Here is a 23,054-nt window from a genome sequence, read left to right on the forward strand (position 1 = left end):
CAAGCTTTTTATTGCTGGGTAAACGCGACCGGCTGATATTCCTTCGGCATCAATATCCACATTTTTCCTGCTTGCTTCATTTTACCTGCCTGATTTCCAGCTTCATGGCCAAATCCCCAAAAGAAATCCGCGCGTACCCCGCCTTTAATCGCGCCACCCACATCTTGCGCTACCATGAGCCGATTCAAAGGCCTACTCGTATTGGGCCAGGTCGTTGCCAGAAACACCGGCACACCTTGCGGAATTGACAATGGATCAATAGCGATACTTCTACCGGCAGTCAATGGCACACCCAAAGCTCCAATGGGACCTGATAGATCGGATGGTAATTCGCGAAAAAATACGTAACGTGCATTTTGCTGCAACAACTCCGCCAGCTTATTGGGGTTTTGTCGGCCCCACTGCTTGATACCCTGCATGGATGCTTGTTCGAGGGGTAACTCACCACGTTGCACCAGAAGTTTACCAATAGAGTTATATGGAAACCCATTCTGATCGGCAAAACCTATTTTCATCATTTCACCATTATCGAACACAATGCGTCCTGAACCCTGCACATGGAGAAAAAATAACTCAACTTCGTCTTCTACCCATAAGAGCTCATATCCATTCAATAATCCCGGATTATTCATAATCTCTGACCGGCTATAGTAAGGTACCACTTTGCGTCCGTTCAGACGTCCGCGCAAACGTAGATCTTTAAGCTCCGGGTAGGCTTCGCCCAATTCGATGGTTAACAACTCATCAGGCGCAGCATAAACCGGAAAACGATACCGTTCCGAGAATGTCCGGCTTCCTTTTAGCAAGGGCTCATAGTATCCGGTAATCAGTCCTTGCTCGGTATTATCGGTATTTACAACTTGATACGGAATGAAATAAGTTTCAAAAAATTTTCTTATCCTTGTATTGCTGGGATGCTGCAATGATGCGGCGATTTTGCAATTTTCATGCCAAACGGGTTGCTTGCTTAAAACCCTGCAACTTTGCAGAAAAGCCTGCCATGCAGGCAGTAAATCATCGCTGTTCCAACCAGTTAATGAAGACCATTGATCACGTTTGTGGATAGACTTCGCTAGTGGCTTACCGGGCAAAGGCGGTGCAATAGTTTCCTCAGACTGCGTCGGTGGCGGCGTGGGACTGATACTTCCAGTGGTACATGCTGCAAGCCACAGAAATGAAATGATAACGATAAAACTTAATTGGTTTTTCATCTGATTTTGGTTAAAGTAACGGCTCGATTCAATTATGAAAACAGCAATCTTAAATTATGTGGTTACTAATCGTCGAAGCGGCAGTGGCATTGGGTTTATTTCTATTCATTATCTGGTGGACTATGTTTTCAGGTAAAAAAAAACAAGATGACAAAAACAAAGAGGAATAAAAACCAGCATTAGAATTGTCCGATATTTCTTCGATATCAACTTTACCCATTACACAGGATTTTCAATATCAATAAATTGATGTTGTATTCCAAATTCCTGCGCAATGTAATTGCCCAATGCTTGCACACCATAACGTTCCGTTGCATGATGCCCTGCGGCGATAAATGCAACACCCGACTCGCGTGCAGTATGTACATTATGCTCTGAAATTTCACCCGTCAAATACGCATCAACTCCTTGCAGGATAGCCGCGTCAAAATAATTTTGCGCGGAACCGGTACACCAGGCAATATGCTGTATATTTTTATTAAGGTCACCGATTATCATTGGCTTACGCAATAAAGTTTGCGATATTCTATCGCCCAGTGCAGCCAAGTTCATAGTTTCTTTCAGCTCTCCCCGCATCATGATATCTTGTCCGCCAAAACGGCCATTTTCAACAAACCCCAGTTTTTGTCCCAATTGCGCATTATTACCCAACACCGGGTGTGCATCCAACGGTAAATGATAGGCAAACATATTGATCTGATGATTCATTAACAAAGCGATACGACGATTTTTTATACCGGTGATGCGCATATCTTCGCCACGCCAAAAATAACCATGATGAACCAAAACCGCATCCGCTTTCGCTGCCAGCGCCGCCTGCAGCAGATCGAGCGAAGCAGTTACACCGCTGACAACAACATGAATATTGCTACGCCCTTCCACTTGCAACCCATTTGGGCAATAATCCTGAAAACGGGGTATATCCAGTAATTGATTCAGATGATTTTCCAGCTCATCTCGATCCATTGATTTCCTCCTTGGTTTCTAATGCTGCATCGCAATCTATTCATATTACGACTATTTATTGTGGAGTAACACATTTTGATGTACAGACTTTGGTTAATTTTTGCACAAACTGCAACAGTATTGCTGGCTATTTTTTTTGTCGTATCAACACTCCGACCGGATTTGCTCTCTTGGAAACCACGAGGAGAAATTGTAACCGTAAGAGAAGTTGCACCTGCGGTTATATCGGAAAGACCGGATAGCTATGCCAAAGCAGCTGAAATTGCCATGCCGTCTGTTGTCAATATTTTCACCAGCAAGGAGATCAAGGAGCCTGCTCATCCTTTGCTGAATGATCCTATGTTTCGCAGATTTTTTGGAGACCAGTCAGAATCCAGACCAAAGCGCACTTCAAGTCTGGGCTCCGGAGTCATTGTCAGCTCTAATGGCTATATACTGACCAATCACCACGTCGTTGAAACCGCAGACGAAGTTGAAGTGGCGCTGATTGATGGCAGAAAAACCAAAGCCCGCCTGATTGGTTCCGACCCTGAAACCGATCTGGCAGTACTCAAAATAAGTTTGAAGGATTTGCCGGCTATAACGTTTGGCCAATCACAGCAGGTTAAAGTAGGCGATGTCGTACTTGCTGTAGGCAATCCCTTTGCAGTCGGTCAAAGTGTTACCATGGGGATCGTTGGCGCACTGAGCAGGAGCCGGGTGGGAATTAATACCTTTGAAGATTTCATTCAAACCGATGCAGCGATTAATCCGGGTAATTCTGGTGGAGCATTGACTGATACTGCGGGCAATCTAATTGGAATCAACACTGCAATCTATTCCCGCAGCGGCGGCTCACTCGGTATCGGCTTTGCAATTCCAATTCACACTGCCAAACAAATTATGGAGCAGATCATTCAGTCTGGCGGGGTAATCCGTGGCTGGCTAGGCGTCAGCATGCAAGATATGACGGAAGAGCTGGCAGAGTCATTCAATTTGGATAATCCATCGGGAGCCCTGATAGCCAGTATTCTTAAAGATGGTCCGGCCGATAAAGCGGGAATAAAACCAGGTGACATATTGATTGCAATCGAGGACAAGCCACTTAAAAACTCATCGGAAATGCTCAATTACGTAGCCGCATTGCCACCGGGTAAAGTGGTAACTGTTACAGTCATTCGCAATAAACAAGAAAAATCTTTTCCAGTGCAAGTAGGTGTAAGACCAAAACAAAAGTGACCGTACTTAAAAATTAGAATGATATCAAATTTATGAAAAACCTATTACCGACAAACGGCTTTCTATCCATAATCGCACAATGGCTTAACGTCAATATTCTTGCCTTAGGTCGTGAAATGCGCTTGTCTTATTTACCGCCCTTGATGGTATATGTCGCCGCCGGCATATCGGGTCTGACAAGTATTGTTGGTACGTTTTATGTCAAAGAAAAACTTGGACTTTCCGCCGAATTTCTAGCCATGCTGGGATTCTGGATGATGTTGCCATGGGCACTCAAAATGCCGATGGGACATTTGGTTGATTTGATCTGGCGCTGGAAAGGAGTGCTGGTATATTTGGGTGCCAGTTTGATCATGTTAAGTCTGTTAATCATGATTGGGTTGCTCGGCCACACTGAGGCTATGATTGCTATGGCTTCAGTTGAAACCTGGTATGTAGTCTCAGCGTTATTGGCTCCGATCGGTTATGTTCTACAGGATGTGGTGGCCGATGCCATGACCGTGGAAGCAGTGCCGCGCGTAGACGAAAATGGCAATAAGCTGGGTTTAGAGAAACGCAAACTGATGCATGTCACGATGCAAACCCTCGGACGTGTCGCCATTATCGGCGGCGGTGTGCTAGTATCCGTGGTCAATGTTTTTGTACTCCGCGATGCTGGGTCATTACCGGAAGTAGAAAAAGAAGCGGTGTATTTATTGGTGTATGAGCTCGCTTTGATTATTCCGCTAATTTCAATCTTTGGCGTTGTCTTTGCATCCTGGTTACGTCGTCGCGAATACAAGCGCTTTCTCGCACTAGGACATAGCCGTCAGGAAGCTGATGGGCTACTCAACATACATTCGGAATCACCCGCAGTAAACTGGTGGATTCTCGGCGGTGGATTAGCTTTCACAATCATATCCTTGAGCCTTGGCTTGAGCCGCATGCCCGGCAGCGAGGAGATCATTTTCGTCATCTCCATGGTCATTGTCATATTTTTGATGTGGCGCTTAACCGGTGAGCTGGAGCCTGATGCTCGCAACGTGTTAGTAGGCACGGCTGTGCTGATATTCATATTTCGCGCTATTCCGGGACCCGGGGCCGGTTCTACCTGGTGGATGATTGACGAATTGGGTTTTGATCAGCAGTTCCTCGCCGTTTTATCACTAGTCGGCGCTACATTAACGCTATTCGGCATGTTCATTTTCCGCCGTTTTATGGCCGAGCGCTCGATTGCCTATATCATCGGCTTTTTGACGATCATAGGAACATTTCTTTCATTACCGATCATTGGCATGTATTTTGGCCTGCATCAATGGACAGCGGCTATGACCGGCGGCGTGGTCGATGCCCGTTTCATTGCTTTGATTGATACCGCACTGGAATCGCCGCTTGGTCAGATTGCCATGATTCCAATGCTGGCCTGGATCGCCAACTCTGCACCGGAAAAACTTAAAGCCACTTTCTTTGCTGTAATGGCATCATTCACCAATCTGGCACTTTCGGCTTCGCAACTAGGAACAAAATATCTCAATCAGATTTACGAAGTAAAACGTGAAGTAAAAGATGCCGTTTCCGGTCAAGTGACTATTCCGGCAGATTATAGCGAACTGGGACATTTACTGATTACCGTCACAGTCATTGGTTTTGTTTTGCCGCTGCTCACGATTTTGGTTGTCAAACACTCACGCTTTCGCAATGCTTGATTTTATTTCAGAGCAATAATGTATTGATTAATATCAACTAATTTATCTCTAAATTAATTTCCGTAAAATCCGATATCACTTTGACCTGCATACATAGCAGTTTATGTAAGCAGGTATTTTTTAATCCACAAAAACTGAAGCGCTTGTTTTGTTAAATGCATCAGTATTTGTTTTGATAAAGGAGATATTATGCAGAAATGGTTTCTACTGATGGCTCTGGTATTCTTGTTTACTGGCACTGCATTCGCAGCAGTCAATATCAATACGGCGTCGCAAGCTGAACTTGAATCTTTACAAGGTATTGGTCCTGCTAAAGCAAAAGCAATCATTGAACATCGCGAAAAAAGCGGCACCTTTGCTTCCGTTGATGATTTGGCGAAAGTAAGCGGTATTGGTCAAGGAACTATCAAACAACTTCGCGATGTAATTACCGTCGAAGGTGAAAAAGCCACAGAAGCTCCGGCCAAACAGGAGTAGTTTTTGCAATGGATTAATTAACCCTCTCTGGATTATCCTCAGAGAGGGTTTTTATTTGCGTGATTACTTTGTTTCAATGCCGTTAGCTTATGCGATAATTGATGCATCTATGGTAAAGTTTGCATCATGCACAAAACGATTGAAAATTTTGTTGGTAATACGCCTTTAGTCAGACTCAAGCATTTACCCGGAACGACTTCCAATACCATTCTAGTCAAGCTGGAAGGCAATAATCCAGCCGGATCAGTGAAAGACCGTCCGGCATTGTCGATGATTTCGCATGCGCAACAACGTGGAGAAATTAAACCAGGCGATACACTGATTGAAGCTACCAGTGGCAATACCGGAATTGCTTTGGCCATGGCTGCTGCCATGATGGGATATCGGATGATACTGATCATGCCGGAGAATTTGAGTATTGAGCGGCGGCAATCCATGAGCGCCTACGGCGCAGAAATTATTCTGACGCCAAAATCCGGCGGCATGGAACAAGCGCGGGATGTAGCTGAAAAAATGCGTGATGAAGGTCAAGGCATCATTCTGGACCAATTTGCAAATCCAGATAACCCACGGGCACATTATGAAGGCACTGCGCCCGAAATCTGGCGCGATACGCAAGGAAAAATCACCCATTTTGTCAGTAGCATGGGAACCACAGGTACAATTATGGGTTGTTCAAGATTCTTTAAGGAACAACGAACACCCATTAAAATAGTCGGCGTGCAACCGGAAGAGGGAGCGCAGATACCCGGTATCCGCAAATGGTCCCCAGCGTATTTACCAAAAATTTTCGATGCGAAACAGGTTGATGAAATGATCTACGTTTCTCAGCATGAAGCTGAGGATATGACACGCCGGTTAGCGCGTGAAGAAGGAATTTTTGCAGGCATTTCATCGGGCGGTGCTTTAGCGGCAGTACTTAAAGTATCCGATCGGGTTGAAAACGCAACCATAGTTTTCATCGCGTGTGATCGAGGAGATCGCTATTTATCGACAGGGGTTTTTCCTGCTAATGATGTACGATCAGAATAAGACTTAGCGTCATTCGTTTACTATGTTAACCAATTACTTTTCACTGCCGGTTCGTGTCTATTATCAGGATACAGATGCGGGTGGAGTGGTATATCATTCAACCTACTTGAATTTCATGGAACGGGCACGCTATGAATGGCTTAGAGAACTTGGATTTAATGCCAATACATTGGTTGCAACCTCTAAAGTCTTGTTCATGATCCGTTCAATTGAGGTCGAGTATTTCAAACCAGCGACATTGGATAATCTACTGAATATAACAGTAGCCGTTCAGGAAGTTGGCAGAAGCCGCATCACGCTATTCCAAGAAGTTTTATGCAGTCATATCAAATTAGTAAATGCCACAATTCATGTGGTATGTGTCGGTGCAGAAAAACTCAAACCTGTGAGTATTCCTGCATCTCTTCGTGAAAAAATTGGGAAGTCCGCATGAGCACAACAGTAACACAAGATATGTCATTTCTTTATCTGATCAGTAGCGCCAGTGTACTGGTACAACTGGTAATGCTGATTCTGGTATTGATTTCATTTTTTTCCTGGTGGTTTATTTTTCGTAAATTGTTTGTTATTCGCAATGAAAAAAGGAAAACTGATGATTTCGAGGATATTTTCTGGCGCGGGGTAGACCTGAATGCGCTACATCAACGAATAACGAGCGCGCGCTATGATTCCGGGAGTTTGGAACGAATCTTTGCCGCTGGTTTTGGTGAATTTAACAAGCACCCTGCCGGATCTGATCTTGACGCGGTAATGGAAAGCACTCGCAGAGCGATGCGCGCTACTTATCAGCGGGAAATGGATTATCTGGAATCACATTTGTCATTCCTGGCTACCGTTGGCTCAGTCAGTCCATACATCGGCTTGTTAGGCACTGTGTGGGGCATTATGAATTCCTTCCGCAGCCTCTCCAGCGTTACCCAAGCAACCATTGCGCATGTCGCCCCCGGAATTGCAGAAGCCTTAATTGCGACTGCAATGGGATTATTTGCGGCCATTCCAGCGGTGGTTGCTTATAACCGCTATGCCAGCAGCACCGATCAACTGGCAACCCGTTTTGAGAGTTTCATGGAAGAATTGTCCAATGTATTGCAACGGCGAGCAGCCGGATAAACTGATATAAGAGGGTTCTATGGCGCGGCGCGCAAAACATCGGCTAATGAATGAAATCAATGTGGTGCCCTACATTGATGTAATGCTGGTATTGCTGATTATTTTTATGGTTACAGCACCCATGATCAATCATGGGCAGATTGAATTACCTCAGATCGGCAAATCGTTGGCAACACCGGCCGTACCCTTGGAAGTGATTATACAAGCGGATGGTCGCCTTGCCTTACGCGATCGTGCCGTATCATCTGCAGAACAAAGTGTTGATCAGAATCAATTGATTGAAGCTATCAAACAGAAACAGGCGCAAAATGCAGAACAGCCCGTAGTGATTACCGCTGACAAAAACGTCCGTTATGAAGAAGTCATTAAGGTAATGGATGTATTGCAGCAGAATCAGGTGCAGAAAGTGGGTTTACTGGCGCAACAAAAATGAACTATTCGTAATGAGTGTAAGTGCCTTACGCAATTCATCCTATTCTGAACCGAGAATACTATTGGCTGGCGCACTGGCTGCGCTGGTGCATCTCGTATTTATCGCACTCTTGATTTTTGGTTTGAATTGGAAGGATCACCCACCTGAAGGCATGATGGTCGAAATCTGGACGGAGTTGCCCACGCCCATTCAGGAGCCAGTTAAAACTCAATCACCACCCAAACAAATCAAACCAGCGACTGAGCCCGTTAAATCAAAGCCCGAGCCCGAGCCGCCAAAACCTGAACCCGTTAAACCTGAACCTGCCAAGCCAGCACCACAGCAAGCAGCTGTAACACCGCCTGTCAAAAAACCTGATATTACGCTACAGCAGAAGCCAGAGCCCATTAAAGAAATCAAACCGGATCTGGAACAGCAAAAAAAACAAGAGCAAGAAAAATTTAAAGAGATGGAGAAACAAAAAGAGCTTGAAAAAAAGAAAGAATTAGAAAAACAAAAAGAGTTGGAAAAACAAAAAGAATTAGACAAGCAAAAGGAATTGGAGAAGCAAAAAGAACTACAGAAACAAAAAGAATTGGCCGCACAACGACAGCGAGAACAAACAGCAAAAGTGCAACGGGAAGCTGAAGCACAACGCGTTGCGCAACAAGCAGCAGCAAGGAATCAGATAACGAATGAAATTTCGAAATATAAGGCTCTGATCCTGGCCAAGATCAGGAGCAGAATCGTAATGCCGCCTGATTTACCGGGAAATCCTATCGCTGAATTCAGCGTTACACTGCTTCCCGGCGGTGACATTCTCGATGTCAGGCTGAGCAAGAGTAGCGGACATGCTGTTTTTGATAATGCCGTGGAACGTGCAATCCATTTGTCAAAACCATTGCCCTTACCTCCGGATCCCGCACTGTTTAATGAATTTCGCAATCTGAATATTACAGTGCATTATCGTGAATGATTGCTATAATCAGCAAAAAATTAATGCTTCTTAAGAATTTAACGCTTATGTCAATTTACTTTTATAAATCAATGCATGTCTTGCTATTTTTACTTCTATGGCTAGTCAGCTCGTCACTCCATGCACAACTGAATATCGAAATTTTTGGCGGAGGGGCATCCCGTATTCCGATTACTATCGTCCCTTTTGCCGAGGAAAGTAGGCTTCAGCAAAATATCACTCCGGTTATCAATGCCGATTTGCAGCGTACTGGATTGTTCAGATTGATAGATCCCGCCGGCTCGTCGCCACATTCGCCTGCAGAGGTGGCCTACGCGGATTGGGCCAATCGTGGCGTCAATGCCTTGGTTATTGGCCGCGTTACGCATTTATCCGGCGATCAGGTGGAAATTCAGTTTCGTGTAATGGATATTGCCAAGAAATCGCAATTAACCGGTTTGGCCATTACCGTTCCAACCACACAATTACGCGCTGCAGCACATCGTATTGCGGATGTTATCTACGAAGCACTGACCGGTGATGTGGGAGTATTTAGCACCCGTATCGCCTACGTATTAAAACGGGGTAATAAATACGCACTCCAGGTTGCCGATGCCGATGGTTATAATGCACAATCCATCATCGAATATACGGAACCCATAATATCTCCCGCATGGTCTCCGGACGGAAATCAATTGGCTTATGTGTCTTTTGAGAATAAAAAACCGGTTGTATACGTTCAGACATTATCAACCCGGGAACGCAGAGCGGTTGCCAACTTTAAAGGCAGCAATAGCGCGCCGGCCTGGTCTCCGGATGGAAAAAAGCTGGCGGTTGTGCTGACTGGCCAGGGCGGATCGCAAATATTTCTGGTCAATACCGATGGTAGCGGTTTACAAAGATTGAGCCGAAGCTCCGGTATCGATACAGAACCTAACTTCTCTCCGGATGGACGATACATCATATTTACTTCTGATCGCGGGGGTAGCCCACAAATTTACCGCATGCCGGTAACTGCTACAGAATCAAGCAATGCCGAACGTCTTACTTTTGAAGGTAGCTATAATGTCAGTCCCGATTATAGTCATGATAGCAAAAGTTTTACTTTTATTCATCGCAACAACAATCAGTTTAATGTAGCGGTTCAAGAAATCGGTTCACGTCAAATAGAAATTTTAACCAACTCCAAATTTGACGAATCACCCAGCTTCGCACCCAATGGCAAAATGATCTTGTATGCAACTGAAATAAACGGGCATGGTATATTATCCGCTGTTTCCAGAGATGGACAGACACGGCAGCAACTGTCAGTACAAGCGGGTGATATTCGGGAACCGGCCTGGGGTCCTTTACCCAAATGGAAGTAATGTCTTAGTTTTTTAATTTTAAAGGAGCAACAAATGAGAAAGTTATTATGCCTTGCATTGATCGTTCTGTTATCCGCATGTGCCAGTCAAACGACACAGCCTGATGTTGATGATCTATCGTCCGGCCCAGGTAACGGAAATGACTTAAGCGGGAGTGATTTGATGGGATCCGATTCAGGGAGACCTGGTTATTTCAACCAATTGAATGATCCCAACAGCATTTTGTCACAACGTAGCGTTTTTTATGACTTTGATAGTTACACAGTCAAAAGCGAATATAGGGAATTAGTGCTGTCTCATGCCCGCTTCCTGCGTGACAATCCCGCCGCCAGCGTGATCCTGCAAGGAAATACGGATGATCGGGGCAGCCGTGAATACAATCTCGCTTTGGGTCAACGCCGCGCAGATAGCGTTAAGAACATGATGATTTTGTCAGGCGCACAAGACGTACAAATTGAGTCAGTTAGCTTAGGGGAAGAAAAACCTCGCGCGTTGGGACACGGTGAATCAACCTGGAGTCAGAACCGCCGTACCGATATTCTTTATCGGGGCGAATAACCATGCTGATACGCGCTTTCCTTCTATTGTTGTTGCTGAGTTGCAATGTCAGTTATGCGTCATTTTTTGGTGATAGTGAAGCACGTGAACAAATTGATGTGTTGCGCAAACAGGTTAAGGAAATGGAAGCGCGTATTGCCAAGATGGATCAAGCGCTTAATAGTGAGGCATTGTTGCAACTTTATACTCAGGTTGAAACGCTCGGGCTTGAACTGGGCAAGTTGAACGGGCAAATAGAAATGCTCAGCAACGATAACGCGTTGTTACAAAAGCGACAACGGGATTTTTATATCGATCTTGATAATCGACTACGTCAGATCGAGCAACCAGGTAGCCCGACGCCTTTGCCTCATTCCCCCACTCAGAGCTCTCCTCGCAGCATGACAGCACCTCCCCTCGACGAACATGCAACCGCACCGCCGATTAATAATGATATAACACCTGAATCCTCATCAGTTGAGAGTGTCGACTCATCCAGGGCAATGGATTCCGGTCCTTTGTCAGCCAATGAATTAGCACCACCCGGTCCGATGGAAAATGCCGCTTATAAGGAAGCGTATGATTCGTTTAAGAATGGCGAATATGCTAACACTATCGCACAATTTGAAAGCTTCCTGGAAAATTACCCGCAATCCAGCCTGGCACCCGGTGCTGCTTACTGGATTGGCAATGCGCGCTACGCATTGCGTGATTATCAATTAGCCATCGATGCGCAAAAAAGACTGATCAGTAAATACCCTGATAGCAATAAAGTACCCGATGCCCTACTCAATATTGCTACCAGTCAGTTCGAAATGGGTGATCGCAATGCGGGCAGAAAAACCCTGGAGGATTTGCTGCTAAGTCATCCGCATAGTGAAGCCGCAGGAAAGGCCAAGCAACGCCTGGCGAACACCAAGTAAATCCAGAACTTAACCATCTATTCCTCAATTGCTGTTTGCTGCATTCGCTGCAAAGTAGTAGAGTCCGTTTTTTTCCTTCAGGTAATTAGTAATGATGCAAGCGTTCGAAACAACAACCTTGCGTATCAATGAAATTTTCTTCTCGTTACAAGGTGAAACAAGTCGGGTAGGATTACCGACTGTTTTCGTACGCCTGACGGGTTGTCCCTTGCGTTGTGGATATTGTGACACTGCTTACGCATTCACTGGCGGTGAAAATATTTCGATTGCAGAAATCTTGAACCGGATCGCGCATTACAAAACAAATTACATCACCGTTACCGGTGGAGAACCCCTCGCTCAGAAAGCTTGCTTAGTTCTGCTCACCGCACTTTGCGATGCAAAATATTCGGTATCACTCGAAACCAGCGGTGCATTGGACTTATCGCAAGTCGATCTCCGGGTCTGCAAAGTGATGGACATTAAAACACCAGGTTCCGGGGAAGTCACGAAAAATAACTGGGAGAATCTTATCCATCTGACACCAAAAGATGAAATCAAGTTTGTATTATGTAATGAAGCGGACTATCAATGGGCCGGTGAAATTATTCGCCGGAAACAGCTTTCTCAGCTATGCCCAATCTTGTTTTCACCGGTTTATGACAGCCTGAATCCTGCGACATTGGCATCTTGGATTTTGCGCGATGAATTGCCGGTGAGAATGCAGCTTCAAATGCATAAATTGCTATGGGGTGAGGGACCGGGAAGATGAAATTTATTAAGGAGCCTGTGCGTAGGATAAGTAGCCCTCACTCGTCATTTCAATATAGTGAGCAATCTTACAATCAACAATATAGTTTTCTTACTGTAGCTCAAATGATAAATATCCGGAAAAATCTTAGCGTATGAAAAAAGCGATCGTATTGCTCTCCGGTGGATTGGATTCCGCAACCACATTGGCTATTGCTCGCAGCCAAGATTTTAGGTGCTATGCGTTGAGCATCGATTATGGCCAACGACACCACGTAGAGTTAAATGCCGCGCAAAAGATAGCCCAATCATTGGGTTCTCATAACCACCAAATAATCAAGATTGATCTGACCACATTTGGTGGATCTGCGCTAACAGATCAATCCATCAAAGTACCGACATCAGGAGAAAATCCCGGCATTCCGGTTACCTATGTTCCAGCCAGAAACACCATCATGTTGTCACTGGCATTGGCTTGGGCGGAAACATTGGATTGTCGGGACATTTTTACTGGTGTCAACGCGGTTGATTATTCCGGTTATCCGGATTGCCGCGCAGAGTACATTCAGGCTTTCGGAATAATGGCCAATCTGGCAACTAAAGCAAGCGTTGAAGGTAAGCAGTTAACTATTCATGCGCCGCTCATGCTTTTATCAAAGCAAGAGATTATTCACGCTGGACTTGCTTTAGGTGTTGATTACAGCTTAACCGTTTCTTGCTATCAGGCAGACGAAGCAGGGCGGGCTTGTGGTGTTTGTGATTCCTGTCGTATTCGCAAAGCGGGATTCAAAGCGGCGAATATACCCGATCCGACCGCTTACAAAGCTAACTAAATACTATTTTTTCTGAGTATTATTCTTATTGCCTGCCTGTCGCATTTTATTTTCAAGTTTCTCCATTTGCTCGGGGGTTAATACCGCTTGCAAGCTTGATCGAGTTTCTTCTTGAATTAACTGTAATTTCTTTCTTTCCTCATTGAAAACAGCCTCAACTTTCTTCTGTTCCGTATTAAGAATAGCTTCAACTTTACTGCGCTGAGCTTCATTAAGTCCCAATTCTTTAGTCATTCGATCGATGGCATTCTGATTATCAGCTGGAGAATTTTTATTTTGAGCATGTATGATGGAAGCAGTAAATAATAAAACCATCATCGATGATACTATAAGAAGTATTTTTATCTTCATCACAGTCCCCTTAAGTTTCTAAGAATATTGCGTTTTGTAAATTTAGAACTTTGCAGAACAAGAGCAATCATGGCTATTTCTTCCCCCAGTATCATGCAGCTTCTGGGGGAAATCGGCAATTTTGCTACTGTATTTAGAACAACCCTGAAATGGAGCGAGCCAAACCATTGGTCAATTCAACCGCAGCTTCTTCGTACTGCAAATTTGCTTTGTTCGCCGTGCTGACTACACGAGTACGATATTTATTCATTTCACTGACTTTTGTCGAAGACTGCCTTCTTGCACCACCCACACCCTGCTTCGCATCTTGTTGCCTGTCTTCACGAACAATGACACCATCCTCGGCTCGCTCTGCTATCTCAACATCTGTAATGGCCATAAAGGTAACATCTTTCACCGACGCATCTGCGAGCGTACTGGCGAGGCCGAAAGCAGCTGCACCAGCCAACCCACCTATGCCAGCTCCACTCCAGCCATCAATGGCAGCGCCCGTAGCTGTTCCCACGGCAGCACCCAGCGCGGCGCTTCCCATGCCCCCATAACCCGCTCTCAAAGCAGCTTCAGCAGCAGTAGGACTGGCCTTGTCAACGCTTAGGATATTAACCTGCAACCAGTAATGCGCTTCTCTGGGATTATTAGTAATGAGATAACCTCTACCCTCCAACGCTCTGGCAACCGTAGCCGTAATATCAAAATTGGTTTTGTCGGAAGTATTGCGGATATTCAGGTAGATCGTTCTCTGACTCGGTTCAACAGGATCGAGAAAAATGGTATCACTCATCTTGGTTTGAACATCCAGATCCTTCTTAGCAATGGATGTATGAACTGCCGCACATCCACTTAGAATCAAAGAAAAAACCATGATTCCTGTGAATATCCATGTATTCTTACTGCCGTACCCTCCCATTTCATCTCCCCTTCTTTAGTAATTAAATGAAAAACCCTACTTCCAAGTGACCACAGCAGATTATCCATCAATCCACTGTAGCCCATATGTTGAATTGATGGACAATTAGATGACTATCCCACAAGCAGCACCGATCCCGACCATCACCAGCCGGAATAAAAAGGCAGATAACTGTTCACTCCATATAACCCCCCATAATATGGGCGAGCATAGCCTCCAAAATAACTGCCATAACCAAAGTTGCCTAAACCGATAGCACCCCCACACCCAAAACCCACGCAGCCTGGAGCAAATCGCTGTGTCCTTGTTGGCATGCCTCTTTGTGTCGCCTCTTTGAGCGCAGATGTTAAAGCGGCATCGCTGGGAACACTAAAGCGTTTATTAATAGTTTCTGCGTTAAATTGCCTTTGAATTTCACTGAGATCCTGCCTGGCTAAAGCTTCGCTACTTACAAATGCCATTAATAGCGCTATGTGAAGAATCATACTGAATTGCATTGTACGCATTGCACACCTCCAAATTCTCGATGAGTCAAATGATATTATCAAATTAGAGCACTTGCCATAAATCTTTAAATAACTTGCATATTCTCAACAAACTTCGAAGACTTGCCACCCTTAATCATTATCAGTTCCGCTATCCACCTTATTTCATCGCCAATTATAAATTGAATGAAGGCGTTATGGAATTGGATGTACTTATCCACATATGATGGCATTTACTGTTCAACAGAAACAGAACGGCCTATACATTGGACCAGTAGTGTCCGGCAATTTACCCAAGATGATTGTATAACAGATTGATCTGTAGAATGAAATGGTATGTTTGGGGGTGTCACCGATTTGAAAGTGAATTTTTTGCGAAACTGGAGATTTCCCTACGTGGCTTCTTATCATGCATTCAGGCAAATTGGTATTCGCACAACTCATGGATTACTTGCCCCTTCACACATTCCGCCGCTGTGTACAGCGTTACCCTTCCAAATATCCCACCAAGACTCTTTCGCATCTCGATCAATTTCTTTGCATGGCTTTCGCGCAGCTGACTTACCGCGAGAGTCTGCGCAACATCGAAACCTGTCTGCGCGCTCACCAAGCTAAGCTTTATCACTTGGGCATACGAGGCAACATCGCCAAGAGTACGTTGGCCGATGCCAACGAGCAGCGCGATTGTCGCATCTACATGGATTTCGCGATGAGCTTGATCCAGATCGCCAGAAAGCTTTACTCCAGCGATAGCTTAGCGGTGGAGTTGGAACAGACAGTCTATGCACTCGATACCACGACCATCGATCTGTGTTTGAGCGTCTTTCCATGGGCGCGCTTTCGTCAGACCAAAGCTGCCGTCAAGATGCATACACTGCTTGATCTACGCGGCAACATTCCAACGTTCATCCATATCAGCGACGGCAAGATGCACGAAGTCAATGTGCTCGATTTCCTGATCCCCGAAGCTGGCAGCTTTTACATCATGGATCGGGGCTTTACCGACTTTGCTCGCTGGTTCACTATGCATCAAGCACAAGCATTTTTTGTAACGCGCGCTAAATCCAGTCTCCTTTTTCGCCGTGTCTACTCTCACTCAGTGGACAAATCCACGGGACTGCGATGCGATCAGACCATTGCATTGACCGCTACGAAGGCCAGCAAGGATTACCCGCAGCACCTACGACGTATTAAGTTCTATGATGCCGAACACGACAAGCATCTGGTATTTCTAACCAACAACTTCGATTTACCTGCACTGACCATCGCTCAGCTTTATCGTTGTCGCTGGCAGATCGAACTATTCTTCAAGTGGATCAAACAACATCTTCGTATCAAGCAATTCTACGGAACCACTGAAAACGCAGTCAAGACACAGATATGGATTGCCATCTCGGTTTATGTCTTGGTTGCCATCGTAAAAAAGCAACTCAATACCGAGACTTCACTTTACACAATCCTACAAATCCTGAGCCTAACTCTTTTCGAGAAAACTAACCTAGATCAATTACTTAAAAATACTGAGATGCAAATGATCACTCACCATAACAACAACCAACTGAATCTATTCAACTAAATTGCCGGACACTACTGACATTGGACAACAAATGCAGTCACACATTGTGCATCCAATTCGCCCGGATTGTTATTTCATTATTCCGGAGAGTGATCACATTTTTCCTACATCGTTGTATTTTTGCAAAGCTTGCTTACTCAATTCGAACAAATTGCAGGAAAAATTGTAAATTAAAAGAATGATAAGTTATATTCCAATATTCCTACACTAGTTACACGATAATCTTAAATAATATTGTAGGAAAATGATTACAACCGAATGATTTATTTATTACATGCTTTAAATTGTACGACTTAGCCCTCCTAATTTTATACGGTTAAGAAATCACCGGAAGCCAGACATGCTTATTGTTTTCTCTCAGGAAGATACTGATTTAACAAGTGAATACAAGAATATGTTTGAGATCTCATATTTTAGTGATTTTTCAGTTTGGGAAAAGGAAAGAATTATTCCATCCGCCTTTATCATTAAAGGAAAGGATAAACATTACATTTCTTCCACCCTGGAAAAGGTGCGTAAGGGTAGTGAATTTTTTGCATCTTTGTGCTTTATTACAGGTTCAGCGTTTCCCTACGACGACTTTATGCTCGACGGACAGCTGCCACAACCTGCAGATTTACGAGAAAAAATCAATCAGTTTGATAATTTGTTGAAATCTTTCAAGAAGGATGAGACTTATATTACGCATCAAGGGCGATTCATCAAATATTTCTGGCTGCGCCCGGACTTTATCCTTCAGCCTTACCATGATTGGCAGCATGCACGTTTCTACCGTTATCCATTACTCGAAGCACTTAGCCTGGATCAGTCGGATTCTTTCGAATGGCTGCGAAATCTTGCAAATAGCAAAATAATCGATCCTATCATGCTGATCGATCGTCAGCGTGAATGCACATATTGCCGATCTTCCCATTTGAGTTTTATTGATGTTTGTCCAAATTGCCTATCTATCGACATTGGCACGCAAGCATCTTTACATTGTTTTACCTGCGGATGTGTTGATGTGCAGGAGAAATTTCTGCATAGCGGCACCTTAATCTGCCCTAAATGCCATACCCAGCTGCGTCATATCGGCAGCGATTACGATAGGCCGATTGAAAACTACCGATGCCATTCATGTAGTCAATCATTTGTCGAAGGCAATGTGCAGGTTCGCTGTGCTATGTGTGAAAAGGAAATGGAATCCAGTGAACTTATTCAAAATGAGATTCGCAATTGGCGCTTAAGCGACAAAGGAAGAACAATCGCTTTTCGTGGCGAGGTCTTTGATTTGTCCTCAGGTTTTAATCAGCTTGATTTCATTCCCCGCGAATTATTTATCCACGATCTTGATTGGATGATGGTAACGTCACGACGTTACCCAAACGTCAATTTCAGTCTGTTTGGAATTTATTTTGCTAACTTACCCGATTTGATCGAGCTTTTTAATCATGCGCGATTGCTTCAAATGCTTGAGTTCTTTGCGCAGCAGCTAAGAAGTTTACTACGCACCCCAGATCTTTCCACCCGAACGGCGGAAAACATGCTCTGGCTGCTACTGCCCAACACTGATGAACAAGGACTCACTGGTTTTCATAAGCGTATAGAAAACAGCATGAAATTATTGCTGGAAGAGAGTGAACATACATTGGATTTTCGATTTGTCAGTGTTCCCTCACATAAACTATCCAGCAAGGAAAATGCTGAGTTGCTGCTTGCCCGTCTTTATGGTGAATTACTGTAATTCATGGAAAGTCTGAACCAGGCTTGGTATCTGTTTCAGGCTACATTGTCCCACTATCAGGATTTTCAGTATGCGTTCATGCTGATTCCATTTGTACTGTTTTTTGAGCTTCCTCTTTATTTTCTTAACTGGATGAGCGCATTCCGCTATCTAATCAAGAACGCTATAGAGGCGCCCTTGACGCTTCATTACTTCCCTCATGTAACTTGTGCCATCACCTGTTATGCGGAAGGCAAGGCTGTCCAAAGTACGGTGATTTCATTGCTGGAACAAGTATATTCCGGACACATAGAAATTATTGCAATCGTGGACGAGGCAAAAAGAAACCAAGCCACTTATCAGGCTCTGGTAGAACTTATTTCTTTAGTTTCCCGATACCCTAAACGCTCGCTAGTCATTATTCCCAAGTTTCAGCGCGGAGGTAGGGTTTCTTCGCTCAATGCAGGGTTAAACCGAGCGAGAGGGGAAATTTTCTTTGCTTTGGATGGCGATACCTCATTTGATAATCAAATGGTCCATCATGCCGCAGCACATTTTCGCAAACCTGACATGGTTGCTGTCACAGGCCCGATGCGGGTACGTAACGCCGCAAAAACAATCATGACCCGACTGCAAAGCTTAGAATATATGTTGACAATGCAAGTAGGAAAATTGGGGTTTGCGAACTTGGGCGTTATCAATAATGTACCGGGAGCATTCGGTATTTTCAGAAAATCTTTTCTTCAGCAGGTGGGAGGCTGGAATACCGGAACCGCCGAGGATCTCGATCTGACACTTCGTATCAAGCAATATTACAAGCGCTATCCGCATCTACAAATTGAGTTTGAACCGGGGGCGGTTTCTCATACGGATGTACCCGAAAGTTTTATGGATTTTCTTAAGCAACGCTTAAGATGGGATGGCGATCTCTGGTATATCTATTCAAACAAGCACAAGCTCGGCATTTCAGCTTCAATGATGGGGTGGAAAAATTTCATTTTTCTTTTCTGGTACGGCATCTTGTTTCAGATTGTCATGCCTTTTTCTATTGTGATCTATACGATTTATATCGCAGTGAAGCTTCCTTTCCATGCCTTCTTGCTTAGCATGATATTGGTTTATACCTTCTATTTTTGCCTTATTGCCATTCAGTACTTTCTCTATCTGCTATTCATTACCGATAGAAGAAAGGAAGACTGTAATGCCATTTTTATTCTTCCGGTTTATCCCGTATTTCAATTTATATCCCGTGTCTGGAGTGCGCTGGCTATCTTGAATCAGATTATCAATAAAGGCCACCTGGATTCAGCCATGGCACCGCTATGGGTCCTAAGAAAGGGGAAGCAGTAATCGTGCGTTGCTTATTCCTGCTAGCCTTAATGATACTGCTAAGTTCGAGTACGCTTGCCGAGTCAAGAACGCTTGCCGATTTCTTTTCGCACCTTGATCAAGCCGCATCCATATTGAAAACACAAGCTGATTTAGAAGCGCAGCGATCTAATCTACTGGCTCAAGAAGCACTCAAGGGCCTGGAAGTATTTGGGGGTGTTTCCGGTGGTTTTCAGAAAAGCCCCTACGCACGCGAGCCATTTGGACACTTCTTTGATCCTATGGCGCGCATTGGCTTGCGTTATCCTTTGCTGGGGAGCGCGGAACGACAGCAACGTGCCATTGAAGACGCAGCGGCACAGGTAAGAATTGAAACTATTCGGTTAGACTGGAGCCGCCGGCTGGCAGCACTTTTTCTAGAAGAAAACTACGCCGCCTATTGGAGTGCGCAAAAGATCCTGACACTGACGGATAACTACCTGCATTTGCGTAATGAAGGCGTTGAGAATTTACTACGCAAGCGGCAAGAAGCAGGATTATTGTTCAAATCAGATTACTTCGAATTTCTTTCCGCTTTTGAGCGGGCACAACGCACTCAGGTGGAATTTTACAACAACAGTAATCAAGCGTTAATGCGATTAGCGCACTTGACCAATACAACGGTAATGCCCTTTACGCCGATCAAGCCACCCTTGGGCAAGATTGCGGATACCCTTCCGAACGAAGTTGATCAGCTGGATCTGCGAATACTACAAACGCAAATAGATAATCTGCAAAATATCCGTGATACTCAAAATTGGCAAGGAATAGAATCCGATGTATCAGTAACAGGTTTCGGAGGGCCGGCAATTCCTCATCCATCACCGCCTGACGGGATGCAATGGGGTTATGGCGGAGCAGTGGGTTTTAATTTCAGAATGCCGCTGGAAATTGTGAGCTACCGGAAAAACGAACAATCCCGATTAAACAGTCAATTAATCAGCCTGCGTGCGGATTACACACGGCGGGGTCAGGAGTTGCAACACGAATTCCACGCGCTGCTGAGTAGCTTTCAACAATTGACTCAGCAAATCAATTTTCAGCGCACGCGCCTTGAGGCTGCGCAAGAACTGCTGCGGGAAAGATATCTGCGTCTGCAAGTGCTGGATGGCGATGTAGTGGAGCAATACCTGCAGGCACTGAATACCTATTATCGGGTCGCAGTAGAAAATATCGAAGCAGAGTCCGAACATTGGAAGCTTCACATCAGATTGCGTCAATTTATTTTATTACCGAGTATGCCGGGAGAAGACAGTTACCCGGAAACTGACATCGCTTCATTGAGTAGTCCGTTGCAGCAAGCAAAAAAATTTCTAACCAATGGAGGTAACGTCACTTTAAAACAAAGTGACGAACTTATCACACCCGTAAGCACACAATTCATTTCCGGTCAACTGGCTGTTTACGTGTGGAATTTTGATGAATTAATAACACAAACCGGATTATGGAATAAGAAAGAAACTCATGCAATTAATCGGTTTCTGGTATCTCTTGATGCACAGCAAATTTCACTGGTCGCAGATAATCCCCAAAGCGTGCACAATTTTTTGCATGACGCTCATCATCGCAAGAAAAAGATTGAATTACTATTAGGTGACCCGTCTTGGATTTTGCCCGAATATCGCCATCATTTAATACAAATTATCCACAAACTGAAAGCCGTAAGTTTCGATGGATTGCATCTTGATATTGAACCGGATCAACTGGAATCGGAGCTGGCTGGAAAAGCAAGACTAGAAGAATTTATCGAAACAATCCGACAAGTAGCGGCAATTTCTCCATGGCCTATAGGCATCAGCATTCATCCGCGTTATTTAACCCAGGACTCATCATTTGGTTTATGTGTTCTTTGTGAATTAAGCCAGATCGGAATCAAAGAAATTACAGTGATGTATTACACCATGAACATACAGGCTATTGTCACCGCGCTCAAATCGGCTATGCAACAACATCGGACGCTGGTGTTCAGTCTTGCGCAAAGCTTGGAAAAGGAATTAGGTTCCGAAAATAGTTATGCGCATAAACCGCGACACCATTTCATTAATGCAATGCAGCACCTTCAAGATCAACTTCAAAGCTCAAACTTTGGCGGCCTCATTATTCAATCATGGCTAGACTGGGAACATTACCTTCATGAAAATCCGCTTTAATCAGCCCGAAAATAAAACCCCTAACATCGACCGAGGACTACGCGTTCACTATAGTGAAGCAAAGCGCCCTGGCAGACCTTGGCGCTGGTATTCGATCGTTGCGATTTCGAGTCTCCCGATCATTTATTTGTTGGGAATCATTGTATGGGAAACCATTGCAATTGAAGCGAGCGGACGCATTAGAGTCAATAATTTTTCAGTTCGCACCGCTGTTGACGGGTATGTTCAGCAGATATTTGTCGAGCCCATGCAAGCAATTTCCGAGGGCAATCAATTGGCTGAGCTGACCAACACTCCATTACTTGATAGCCATGACCGGTTACACATTGAACTGGATGCTCTAAAAAAAGAACAACAGAAAATGTCGGTACAAGCCAAGCAGTCAACATCGAATTCGGCGCAATTATTAAGATATGCGCAAGAGCACAAGACTTTTTCATACAATCGCTTGCAGCATTATGAAACATTGTTTAAGCAGGGAGCTGCCACTCAAGCGGAAATTTCTTCGGCCAAAAATCAGTATCAGAGAGCACTTGAAAATATCGTGACACTTGAGAAAGCTGAACGTCAGGAACAGGATCAATCCTCTGAAATGCGCAGGATTTTAAACCAGATTAGCCAAATGCAACTCGAGTTTGAAAAGATTCAAGATCAGCTGCAGCAGCTAAGCCTTGTGGCACCTGCAGGAAATGGAATAGTTACCGAAGTGTTCGTGCAGCCCGGAGAATACTTGAGTCGCGGACAGGCACTACTTGAAATTATTTTTCCTGAGAAAGTTCACGTCGATGCCTTCATCCCGCCCAAATACCAGAATTATGCGATAGAAGGTCAAATTGTAACTGTGAAATTTCCCAATGGAGAAAAAACAAAGGCAAAAATAATTTCCGTCCCGGGTGTTACGCAAAAAACACTGACCGAAGAAGTGAATCCCCTTGAACCGGTGCGCACCGCAATATTAGCTCAATTAGAATTTATTGAGCAGGTTAACAACCGGTTAATCAATGGAATGCCAGTAACAATTTATTTCTAATAAAGCACCCCGCCGCAAGCGGCGAGGAAT

The 23,054-nt window shown here is 44.5% G+C and carries 23 protein-coding genes; 18 read left to right on the forward strand and 5 right to left on the reverse strand.

Features of this window, described 5'->3' with window-relative positions:
- Positions 1-8: 8 nt before the first annotated feature.
- Positions 9-1,211 (reverse strand): murein transglycosylase A, encoded by a 1,203-nt coding sequence (gene mltA / locus ATY38_RS02780; protein ID WP_062557945.1) that lies wholly within the window; start codon positions 1,209-1,211, stop codon positions 9-11.
- Positions 1,212-1,430: 219 nt separating this feature from the next.
- Positions 1,431-2,177: a Nif3-like dinuclear metal center hexameric protein gene (locus ATY38_RS02785; protein ID WP_062557946.1), complete on the reverse strand. Its 747-nt coding sequence runs from the start codon at positions 2,175-2,177 to the stop codon at positions 1,431-1,433.
- 78 nt (positions 2,178-2,255) lie between these two features.
- Between ATY38_RS02785 and ATY38_RS02790 the strand changes: the two genes are divergently transcribed.
- The 13 genes from ATY38_RS02790 to queC all read left to right on the forward strand — a co-directional run bounded on the left by ATY38_RS02790 (position 2,256) and on the right by queC (position 13,455).
- Positions 2,256-3,395 carry a Do family serine endopeptidase gene (locus ATY38_RS02790; protein WP_097104206.1) on the forward strand — a complete coding sequence of 380 codons (1,140 nt, stop codon included), beginning with the start codon at positions 2,256-2,258 and terminating at the stop codon, positions 3,393-3,395.
- Positions 3,396-3,427: 32 nt separating this feature from the next.
- Positions 3,428-5,080, forward strand: coding sequence for an MFS transporter (locus ATY38_RS02795; RefSeq protein ID WP_062557948.1), 1,653 nt, complete (start codon positions 3,428-3,430; stop codon positions 5,078-5,080).
- A gap of 189 nt (positions 5,081-5,269) precedes the next feature.
- A complete protein-coding gene (locus ATY38_RS02800) occupies positions 5,270-5,557 on the forward strand; it encodes a ComEA family DNA-binding protein (RefSeq protein ID WP_062557949.1) in 288 nt (95 codons plus the stop codon).
- A gap of 126 nt (positions 5,558-5,683) precedes the next feature.
- Entirely contained in the window at positions 5,684-6,589 is a 906-nt protein-coding gene (gene cysM, locus ATY38_RS02805; protein WP_062557950.1) for a cysteine synthase CysM, read from the forward strand.
- 22 nt (positions 6,590-6,611) lie between these two features.
- Positions 6,612-7,022, forward strand: coding sequence for a tol-pal system-associated acyl-CoA thioesterase (gene ybgC, locus ATY38_RS02810; RefSeq protein WP_062557951.1), 411 nt, complete (start codon positions 6,612-6,614; stop codon positions 7,020-7,022).
- Positions 7,019-7,699 (forward strand): protein TolQ, encoded by a 681-nt coding sequence (tolQ, locus tag ATY38_RS02815; protein ID WP_062557952.1) that lies wholly within the window; start codon positions 7,019-7,021, stop codon positions 7,697-7,699. Before ybgC ends, tolQ begins: the two co-directional genes overlap by 4 nt.
- Positions 7,700-7,718: 19 nt before the next feature.
- On the forward strand, positions 7,719-8,132 hold the full coding sequence (gene tolR / locus ATY38_RS02820) for a protein TolR (protein WP_062557953.1): 414 nt from the start codon (positions 7,719-7,721) through the stop codon (positions 8,130-8,132).
- 10 nt (positions 8,133-8,142) lie between these two features.
- On the forward strand, positions 8,143-9,087 hold the full coding sequence (gene tolA, locus ATY38_RS02825) for a cell envelope integrity protein TolA (protein ID WP_062557954.1): 945 nt from the start codon (positions 8,143-8,145) through the stop codon (positions 9,085-9,087).
- A 47-nt stretch (positions 9,088-9,134) separates the two neighbouring features.
- Positions 9,135-10,433: a Tol-Pal system beta propeller repeat protein TolB gene (gene tolB, locus ATY38_RS02830; protein WP_062560073.1), complete on the forward strand. Its 1,299-nt coding sequence runs from the start codon at positions 9,135-9,137 to the stop codon at positions 10,431-10,433.
- Between the two features lie 33 nt (positions 10,434-10,466).
- Complete coding sequence (pal, locus tag ATY38_RS02835) at positions 10,467-10,991, forward strand: peptidoglycan-associated lipoprotein Pal (protein ID WP_062557955.1); 525 nt, start codon at positions 10,467-10,469, stop codon at positions 10,989-10,991.
- A 2-nt stretch (positions 10,992-10,993) separates the two neighbouring features.
- Complete coding sequence (gene ybgF, locus ATY38_RS02840; protein ID WP_062557956.1) at positions 10,994-11,893, forward strand: tol-pal system protein YbgF; 900 nt, start codon at positions 10,994-10,996, stop codon at positions 11,891-11,893.
- Positions 11,894-11,987: 94 nt separating this feature from the next.
- Entirely contained in the window at positions 11,988-12,644 is a 657-nt protein-coding gene (queE, locus tag ATY38_RS02845) for a 7-carboxy-7-deazaguanine synthase QueE (protein ID WP_062560074.1), read from the forward strand.
- A 133-nt stretch (positions 12,645-12,777) separates the two neighbouring features.
- On the forward strand, positions 12,778-13,455 hold the full coding sequence (gene queC / locus ATY38_RS02850; protein ID WP_062557957.1) for a 7-cyano-7-deazaguanine synthase QueC: 678 nt from the start codon (positions 12,778-12,780) through the stop codon (positions 13,453-13,455).
- 3 nt (positions 13,456-13,458) lie between these two features.
- Here queC and ATY38_RS02855 read toward each other — a convergent pair whose 3' ends face one another.
- The 3 genes from ATY38_RS02855 to ATY38_RS02865 all read right to left on the reverse strand — a co-directional run bounded on the left by ATY38_RS02855 (position 13,459) and on the right by ATY38_RS02865 (position 15,219).
- Positions 13,459-13,806: a Spy/CpxP family protein refolding chaperone gene (locus ATY38_RS02855; RefSeq protein ID WP_062557958.1), complete on the reverse strand. Its 348-nt coding sequence runs from the start codon at positions 13,804-13,806 to the stop codon at positions 13,459-13,461.
- 133 nt (positions 13,807-13,939) lie between these two features.
- Positions 13,940-14,713 carry a complement resistance protein TraT gene (locus ATY38_RS02860; RefSeq protein WP_062557959.1) on the reverse strand — a complete coding sequence of 258 codons (774 nt, stop codon included), beginning with the start codon at positions 14,711-14,713 and terminating at the stop codon, positions 13,940-13,942.
- Positions 14,714-14,856: 143 nt separating this feature from the next.
- Entirely contained in the window at positions 14,857-15,219 is a 363-nt protein-coding gene (locus ATY38_RS02865) for a hypothetical protein (protein WP_062557960.1), read from the reverse strand.
- A 388-nt stretch (positions 15,220-15,607) separates the two neighbouring features.
- On the opposite strand from ATY38_RS02865, the gene ATY38_RS02870 reads away from it, so the two are divergent.
- From ATY38_RS02870 to ATY38_RS02890, 5 genes are all read left to right on the forward strand, one after another.
- A complete protein-coding gene (locus ATY38_RS02870; RefSeq protein WP_062557961.1) occupies positions 15,608-16,774 on the forward strand; it encodes an IS4 family transposase in 1,167 nt (388 codons plus the stop codon).
- Between the two features lie 340 nt (positions 16,775-17,114).
- Positions 17,115-18,497, forward strand: coding sequence for a TackOD1 domain-containing metal-binding protein (locus ATY38_RS02875; RefSeq protein WP_062557962.1), 1,383 nt, complete (start codon positions 17,115-17,117; stop codon positions 18,495-18,497).
- A 3-nt stretch (positions 18,498-18,500) separates the two neighbouring features.
- Positions 18,501-19,826, forward strand: a complete 1,326-nt coding sequence (locus ATY38_RS02880; protein ID WP_062557963.1) for a glycosyltransferase family 2 protein — start codon at positions 18,501-18,503, stop codon at positions 19,824-19,826.
- On the forward strand, positions 19,799-21,994 hold the full coding sequence (locus tag ATY38_RS02885; RefSeq protein ID WP_062557964.1) for a TolC family protein: 2,196 nt from the start codon (positions 19,799-19,801) through the stop codon (positions 21,992-21,994). The genes ATY38_RS02880 and ATY38_RS02885 overlap by 28 nt, the downstream gene beginning before the upstream one ends.
- Positions 21,978-23,024, forward strand: a complete 1,047-nt coding sequence (locus ATY38_RS02890) for an HlyD family secretion protein (protein ID WP_062557965.1) — start codon at positions 21,978-21,980, stop codon at positions 23,022-23,024. Before ATY38_RS02885 ends, ATY38_RS02890 begins: the two co-directional genes overlap by 17 nt.
- Positions 23,025-23,054: the final 30 nt, after the last annotated feature.

Origin of the sequence: Nitrosomonas ureae (assembly GCF_001455205.1) — a bacterium.
Lineage (GTDB): Bacteria > Pseudomonadota > Gammaproteobacteria > Burkholderiales > Nitrosomonadaceae > Nitrosomonas > Nitrosomonas ureae.

What these genes read in the sequence shown, in the direction of transcription:
- mltA (WP_062557945.1), bottom strand. Translation starts at nt 1,211, where the DNA reads ATGAAAAACCAATTAAGTTTTATCGTTATCATTTCATTTCTGTGGCTT.
- ATY38_RS02785 (WP_062557946.1), bottom strand. Translation starts at nt 2,177, where the DNA reads ATGGATCGAGATGAGCTGGAAAATCATCTGAATCAATTACTGGATATA.
- ATY38_RS02790 (WP_097104206.1), top strand. Translation starts at nt 2,256, where the DNA reads ATGTACAGACTTTGGTTAATTTTTGCACAAACTGCAACAGTATTGCTG.
- ATY38_RS02795 (WP_062557948.1), top strand. Translation starts at nt 3,428, where the DNA reads ATGAAAAACCTATTACCGACAAACGGCTTTCTATCCATAATCGCACAA.
- ATY38_RS02800 (WP_062557949.1), top strand. Translation starts at nt 5,270, where the DNA reads ATGCAGAAATGGTTTCTACTGATGGCTCTGGTATTCTTGTTTACTGGC.
- cysM (WP_062557950.1), top strand. Translation starts at nt 5,684, where the DNA reads ATGCACAAAACGATTGAAAATTTTGTTGGTAATACGCCTTTAGTCAGA.
- ybgC (WP_062557951.1), top strand. Translation starts at nt 6,612, where the DNA reads ATGTTAACCAATTACTTTTCACTGCCGGTTCGTGTCTATTATCAGGAT.
- tolQ (WP_062557952.1), top strand. Translation starts at nt 7,019, where the DNA reads ATGAGCACAACAGTAACACAAGATATGTCATTTCTTTATCTGATCAGT.
- tolR (WP_062557953.1), top strand. Translation starts at nt 7,719, where the DNA reads ATGGCGCGGCGCGCAAAACATCGGCTAATGAATGAAATCAATGTGGTG.
- tolA (WP_062557954.1), top strand. Translation starts at nt 8,143, where the DNA reads ATGAGTGTAAGTGCCTTACGCAATTCATCCTATTCTGAACCGAGAATA.
- tolB (WP_062560073.1), top strand. Translation starts at nt 9,135, where the DNA reads ATGTCAATTTACTTTTATAAATCAATGCATGTCTTGCTATTTTTACTT.
- pal (WP_062557955.1), top strand. Translation starts at nt 10,467, where the DNA reads ATGAGAAAGTTATTATGCCTTGCATTGATCGTTCTGTTATCCGCATGT.
- ybgF (WP_062557956.1), top strand. Translation starts at nt 10,994, where the DNA reads ATGCTGATACGCGCTTTCCTTCTATTGTTGTTGCTGAGTTGCAATGTC.
- queE (WP_062560074.1), top strand. Translation starts at nt 11,988, where the DNA reads ATGCAAGCGTTCGAAACAACAACCTTGCGTATCAATGAAATTTTCTTC.
- queC (WP_062557957.1), top strand. Translation starts at nt 12,778, where the DNA reads ATGAAAAAAGCGATCGTATTGCTCTCCGGTGGATTGGATTCCGCAACC.
- ATY38_RS02855 (WP_062557958.1), bottom strand. Translation starts at nt 13,806, where the DNA reads ATGAAGATAAAAATACTTCTTATAGTATCATCGATGATGGTTTTATTA.
- ATY38_RS02860 (WP_062557959.1), bottom strand. Translation starts at nt 14,713, where the DNA reads ATGGGAGGGTACGGCAGTAAGAATACATGGATATTCACAGGAATCATG.
- ATY38_RS02865 (WP_062557960.1), bottom strand. Translation starts at nt 15,219, where the DNA reads ATGCGTACAATGCAATTCAGTATGATTCTTCACATAGCGCTATTAATG.
- ATY38_RS02870 (WP_062557961.1), top strand. Translation starts at nt 15,608, where the DNA reads ATGCATTCAGGCAAATTGGTATTCGCACAACTCATGGATTACTTGCCC.
- ATY38_RS02875 (WP_062557962.1), top strand. Translation starts at nt 17,115, where the DNA reads ATGCTTATTGTTTTCTCTCAGGAAGATACTGATTTAACAAGTGAATAC.
- ATY38_RS02880 (WP_062557963.1), top strand. Translation starts at nt 18,501, where the DNA reads ATGGAAAGTCTGAACCAGGCTTGGTATCTGTTTCAGGCTACATTGTCC.
- ATY38_RS02885 (WP_062557964.1), top strand. Translation starts at nt 19,799, where the DNA reads ATGGGTCCTAAGAAAGGGGAAGCAGTAATCGTGCGTTGCTTATTCCTG.
- ATY38_RS02890 (WP_062557965.1), top strand. Translation starts at nt 21,978, where the DNA reads ATGAAAATCCGCTTTAATCAGCCCGAAAATAAAACCCCTAACATCGAC.